Annotated in this window: 1 pseudogene; it reads left to right on the top strand. The window is 50.6% G+C overall.

The window, feature by feature from the left end:
• Positions 1–117 precede the first annotated feature (117 nt).
• Positions 118–253 (top strand): annotated as a pseudogene (locus UF06_RS25385) (IS3 family transposase); the annotation flags it as partial.

Here is a 253-nt window from a genome sequence, read left to right as displayed (position 1 = left end):
AACCATCAAGGACTCAATAACCTCACTCCTGATGAGGCCTACTTCGGTAGGCAAAGATACGCAGCATGAGCTGGGTCAACCACTTAAGAAATGAGCTTATGCGTCCAACCATTGGGGTCCACTTCTGGTCATAGCGTTAATCGTAAGCGTGTTGTTCGACTCATGCGCGATATGGGGATTGGGGCGATTTACCCCAAGCCCAAAACGACGCTGGCGAACAAAGCACACAAGGTGTATCCCTACCTGTTGCGTG

The organism is Vibrio sp. S234-5 (genome assembly GCF_000960595.1).
GTDB lineage: Bacteria > Pseudomonadota > Gammaproteobacteria > Enterobacterales > Vibrionaceae > Vibrio.
This window is presented reverse-complemented; position numbering and strand designations above follow the sequence as displayed.